General features: G+C 59.5%; 5 protein-coding genes and 1 tRNA gene. All 6 read right to left on the bottom strand.

What is annotated here, in order from left to right; translation table 11 throughout:
* Nucleotide 1: 1 nt before the first annotated feature.
* Nucleotides 2-74, bottom strand: a tRNA-Val gene (locus GHN92_RS23365).
* A gap of 97 nt (nucleotides 75-171) precedes the next feature.
* The gene (locus tag GHN92_RS23360; RefSeq protein WP_372239759.1) at nucleotides 172-951 is read right to left on the bottom strand and encodes an SDR family oxidoreductase; all 780 of its coding nucleotides are present in this window, start codon (nucleotides 949-951) and stop codon (nucleotides 172-174) included.
* The gene (locus GHN92_RS23355; RefSeq protein WP_153381299.1) at nucleotides 948-2,159 is read right to left on the bottom strand and encodes an O-succinylhomoserine sulfhydrylase; all 1,212 of its coding nucleotides are present in this window, start codon (nucleotides 2,157-2,159) and stop codon (nucleotides 948-950) included. Before GHN92_RS23355 ends, GHN92_RS23360 begins: the two co-directional genes overlap by 4 nt.
* A 72-nt stretch (nucleotides 2,160-2,231) precedes the next feature.
* A complete protein-coding gene (gene purF / locus GHN92_RS23350) occupies nucleotides 2,232-3,737 on the bottom strand; it encodes an amidophosphoribosyltransferase (RefSeq protein ID WP_095028331.1) in 1,506 nt (501 codons plus the stop codon).
* Between the two features lie 41 nt (nucleotides 3,738-3,778).
* The gene (locus GHN92_RS23345; RefSeq protein WP_095002443.1) at nucleotides 3,779-4,336 is read right to left on the bottom strand and encodes a CvpA family protein; all 558 of its coding nucleotides are present in this window, start codon (nucleotides 4,334-4,336) and stop codon (nucleotides 3,779-3,781) included.
* Nucleotides 4,337-4,442: 106 nt separating this feature from the next.
* Nucleotides 4,443-5,013, bottom strand: a 571-nt coding sequence (locus GHN92_RS23340) for an SPOR domain-containing protein (RefSeq protein ID WP_153381297.1), incomplete at its 5' end; no start/stop codon positions are given.

Below are 5,013 nucleotides of genomic sequence, written 5' to 3'. Positions count from 1 at the left end.
GTGGGTGATGACGGGATCGAACCGCCGACCCTCTGCTTGTAAGGCAGATGCTCTCCCAGCTGAGCTAATCACCCTTTGCTTCGTTGAGGCCGCGAAATTTACGCACCTATCGAAGCTAAGTCAAGGACAAGATTGGTTTTTTTCAAAACAAGCAAAAATAGTGGCCTGGCCTTAATCGCCATAGATCATCTTCTTGCTCATGCCGCCATCCACCACAAACTCCTGACCCGTGACAAAACCGGAGTTGCGCGACAACAACCAGGCAACCATCGCGGCAACATCCTCCACAACCCCTGCCCTGCCAGCAGGGTGCTGAGCGTGATCGGCGTCCGTCAACGGTGCTGCACGCCTTACAGATGGATCACGGGCGTCGATCCAGCCCGGGCTTACAGCATTGACCCTGATTTGCGGGCCAAGGCTGATGGCCAGCGCATGGGTCAATGCCAGCAACCCGCCCTTGCTTGCCACGTAAGCCTCGGTATCTGGCTCCGACTGGCGGGCACGGGTGGAAGCCAGGTTGACGATCGCCCCGCAATGGGCACGCAGATACGGCGCACAATGCTTGGCCAGCAACATCGGCCCGGTGAGATTGACCGCCAGCACGCGGTTCCAGTGCTCCAGGTCGAGGTTTTCCAGGGGCGTGTTGTGCGGGTCCGCAATCGCGGCATTGCACACCAGCCCGTCCAGCCGTCCGAACTGCCCCAGCACTTGCGCGACACACTGGATGACATCGTCTTCAACCGACACATCCATGCGCACAAACCAGGCACTGTCGCCCAGCGCCTTGGCCACTTTTGTGCCCCGGGCGCGGTCAATGTCGCTGAGCACCACTTGCCAGCCTTCACTGACCAGCCAGGCTGCAATGCCCAGGCCAATGCCCCGCGCAGCACCGGTGACCAGTGCTACACGGCCATTGCCGCTTACCGGCGTCTCGAGCATCCAGTCGGTCACAGCGCGGCCAGGCCTCGTGCGAGGTCGGCTTGCAGGTCACTGACATCTTCCAGGCCTACGGCGATGCGGATCAGGCTGTCACGAATACCGGCCGCTTCACGCTCTTGCGGTGCCAGGCGACCATGGGAAGTGGTCGCCGGATGAGTAATCGTGGTTTTGCTGTCACCCAGGTTGGCAGTGATCGAGATCAGACGTGTCGCGTCGATAAAGCGCCACGCGCCTTCTTTGCCGCCCTTGACCTCAAAACTGACCACGGCACCAAAGCCGCGCTGCTGGCGCTGGGCCAATTCGTACTGTGGATGGCTCTTGAGACCGGCGTAGTGAACCTTCTCTACGCCATCCTGCTGCTCCAGCCACTCGGCCAGGGCCTGGGCACTGGCGCAGTGAGCGCGCATGCGCAGGTTGAGGGTCTCCAGACCCTTGAGGAAGATCCACGCGTTGAACGGGCTCAGAGTCGGCCCGGCGGTACGCAGGAAACCGACGATTTCTTTCATCAGCTCGCCACGACCGGCAACCACGCCGCCCATGCAACGGCCCTGACCATCGATAAACTTGGTTGCCGAATGCACCACGATGTCTGCGCCCAGCTTCAGCGGCTGCTGCAGGGCGGGCGTGCAGAAACAGTTGTCGACTACCAGCAAGGCACCCTTGGCATGGGCGACTTCAGCCAGCGCGGCAATATCGACCAGCTCGGCCAGCGGGTTGGACGGCGACTCGACAAACAGCAGTTTGGTGTTGGGCTTGATCGCCGCGTCCCAACCAGCCAGTTCGGCCAACGGTACGTAATCGACCTGCACGCCAAAGCGCTTGAAGTACTTCTCAAACAGGCTGATGGTCGAACCGAACACACTGCGCGAGACCAGGATATGGTCGCCGGCGCTGCACAGGCTCATCACCACCGACAGAATGGCTGCCATGCCCGTCGCCGTGGCTACAGCCTGCTCGGCACCTTCAAGGGCGGCGATGCGCTCTTCGAAAGCACGAACGGTGGGGTTGGTGTAACGCGAATAAACATTGCCTGCCACCTCGCCCGAGAACCGCGCTGCCGCGTCTGCCGCCGTGCGGAACACATAGCTGGAGGTCAGGAACATTGCATCACCGTGCTCACCTTCCGGCGTACGGTGCTGGCCAGCACGCACCGCCAGGGTGTCGAACGCTACGCCCTCAAGGTCGCTGTCCAGCCGACCCGCATCCCAATCCTGACTCATGCTGCCCACTCCTTGCTCTACTTTGTATTGGATAAACGCAAACCGGCCCATCAGGGCCGGTTTGGTGAACACTTAGTTGTTGTACAAGCCTATCGTCGCACCGACGCCCTGGGCAATCACCTTGGAAGCATCGTTGCGCGCACGCTCGATACGTTCCAGGTAGTTGTCGTCAATATCGCCGGTGACGTACTTGCCGTCAAACACTGCACAGTCGAACGCATCGATCTTGATCTTGCCGCCACCGACCGCTTCGATCAGATCAGGCAGATCCTGATAGATCAACCAGTCAGCGCCGATCAGCTCAGCCACTTCCTGAGTGCTGCGGTTGTGGGCGATCAGTTCGTGAGCGCTTGGCATGTCGATGCCATACACGTTCGGGTAACGAACCGCCGGGGCCGCCGAGCAGAAGTAAACGTTCTTGGCGCCGGCTTCGCGGGCCATCTGAATGATCTGCTTGCAGGTGGTACCGCGCACGATCGAGTCATCCACCAGCATCACGTTCTTGCCGCGGAACTCGAGTTCGATGGCGTTGAGCTTCTGGCGCACGGATTTTTTACGTGCAGCCTGGCCCGGCATGATGAAGGTACGACCGATGTAACGGTTTTTCACGAAGCCTTCGCGGAACTTGACGCCCAGATGGTTGGCCAGTTCCAGTGCAGCGCAGCGGCTGGTGTCCGGAATCGGGATCACCACGTCGATATCGTGCTCAGGACGCTCACGCAGGATCTTCTCGGCGAGTTTCTCGCCCATGCGCAGACGGGCCTTGTACACCGACACGCCGTCGATGATCGAGTCCGGGCGCGCCAGATACACGTGTTCGAAGATGCACGGGGTCAGTTTCGGGTTTACCGCGCACTGACGGGTGTGCAGCTTGCCGTCTTCAGTGATGTAAACCGCTTCACCCGGCGCCAGATCGCGGATCAGGGTAAAGCCCAGTACATCCAGGGAAACGCTCTCGGAGGCGATCATGTACTCGACGCCTTCGTCGGTATGACGCTGACCGAAGACAATCGGACGAATGCCGTTCGGGTCGCGGAAACCGACGATGCCATAACCGGTGATCATCGCAACCACGGCGTAACCGCCACGGCAACGGTTGTGCACGTCAGTCACGGCAGCAAACACGTCTTCTTCAGTCGGCTGTAATTTGCCGCGCTGCGCCAGTTCGTGAGCGAAAACGTTAAGCAACACTTCCGAATCGGAGTTGGTGTTGACGTGACGCAAATCAGATTCGTAAATCTCCTTGGCCAGCTGTTCAACGTTGGTCAGGTTGCCGTTATGCGCCAGGGTGATGCCATACGGCGAGTTGACATAAAACGGCTGAGCTTCAGCTGAAGTCGAGCTGCCCGCGGTTGGGTAGCGCACGTGACCAATGCCCACGTTGCCGACCAGGCGCTGCATATGACGCTGATGAAAGACGTCACGAACCAGCCCGTTGTCCTTGCGCAGAAATAACCGGCCATTATGGCTGGTCACAATACCGGCAGCATCCTGGCCGCGGTGCTGGAGGACGGTTAGCGCGTCATACAGCGCCTGATTGACGTTCGACTTACCGACGATACCGACGATGCCACACATGCGACGCAACCCCTACTTAATGGATCTGAACTGAACACCACTCACTTGGGCTGGGTAGCCGGCAAGAGATGCTCCTTGAACGGAATGTCAGCGGGTACGCTGATTCCGCTGGCCAGCCACTGACTGCTCCACCCCAGAATGAGGTTTTTGGACCAGTCGGCAACCAATAGAAATTGTGGCACGAGCCGTGACTCCTGCCACCATGAGTCCTGCTGTACCGGCCCCAGGCTCAACAGCCCGACCGCAGTGACCACCAGCAATGCGCCACGCGCAGCGCCGAAAGCCATGCCGAGAAAACGATCGGTCCCGGACAGGCCGGTGACGCGAATCAGTTCGCCGATAAGAAAATTGATCATTGCGCCTACCAGCAAGGTGGCCACAAACATGATGGTGCACCCTGCGATAACGCGGGCGGAAGGTGTTTCGATGTATCCGGAGAGGTATTGCGACAACGAACCGCCGAACATCCAGGCAACGACCCCGGCAATGATCCAGGTGCACAGCGACAATGCTTCTTTTACGAAGCCGCGCTTCAAGCTGATCAAAGCGGAGATGGCGATGATTGCAACGATCGCCCAGTCAACCCAGGTAAATGGCACAGTTCAGCCTACGGATAGATGAGGCGGCGCATTTTAGCAGAGCGCCGCCGCTCAGGTAAGGCGATTTATCCGTGCTTGTGCAATCAGATTGAACCTTTTTACGCTGTCAGCCACGTTCAGGCTGGAAGCGCACCACAAAACCCTTGAGGTTTTGCTGCTTGCCAAGCAAATCGCGCAGGCGATCGGCCTCTGCACGCTCCAGCAATGGGCCGACAAAAACCCGGTTCATCCCGCCGGAAGATCGCACATAAGCGTTATAGCCTTGATTGCGAAGGGTTTTTTGCAGGTTATCAGCACTGGCCCGATTGGACAGGCTCACCAGTTGCACCGACCAGCTGATTGGCAAGCCATTGGGGTCGACACGCTTTTGCGTGGTGTCCAGCTTGGCCGGTGCCTGGGCAACGGTTTGCGCCGGCGTGACAGCCGGAGGCTTGGGCGCAGCCACTGCAGGCTTTGCCACGACCGGTGCGACCGGGGCTGGTGCCTGCTGCTCGACAACCGGCTGCTCAACCGGAGCCGGTTCCTCAGGGATCACCTGAGGCTCAGGCACGGCAACCGGCTCGACCTTGACCTGCGGCATTACCGGCATCTCAGGGGCGCTCGGTGCATCCACCTCAATCTGACGCAGTTCGTCCTGTCGGGAGAACAGCATCGGCAGAAAAATAACCGCCAGCGCC

The organism is Pseudomonas sp. FSL R10-2964 (genome assembly GCF_009600035.1).
Classification (GTDB): Bacteria; Pseudomonadota; Gammaproteobacteria; order Pseudomonadales; family Pseudomonadaceae; genus Aquipseudomonas; species Aquipseudomonas bubulae.
Note: the sequence above shows the minus strand (reverse complement) of the source record. Positions and strands in the feature narration are given on the sequence as shown.

What these genes read in the sequence shown, in the direction of transcription:
- GHN92_RS23355 (WP_153381299.1), bottom strand. Translation starts at nt 2,159, where the DNA reads ATGAGTCAGGATTGGGATGCGGGTCGGCTGGACAGCGACCTTGAGGGC.
- purF (WP_095028331.1), bottom strand. Translation starts at nt 3,737, where the DNA reads ATGTGTGGCATCGTCGGTATCGTCGGTAAGTCGAACGTCAATCAGGCG.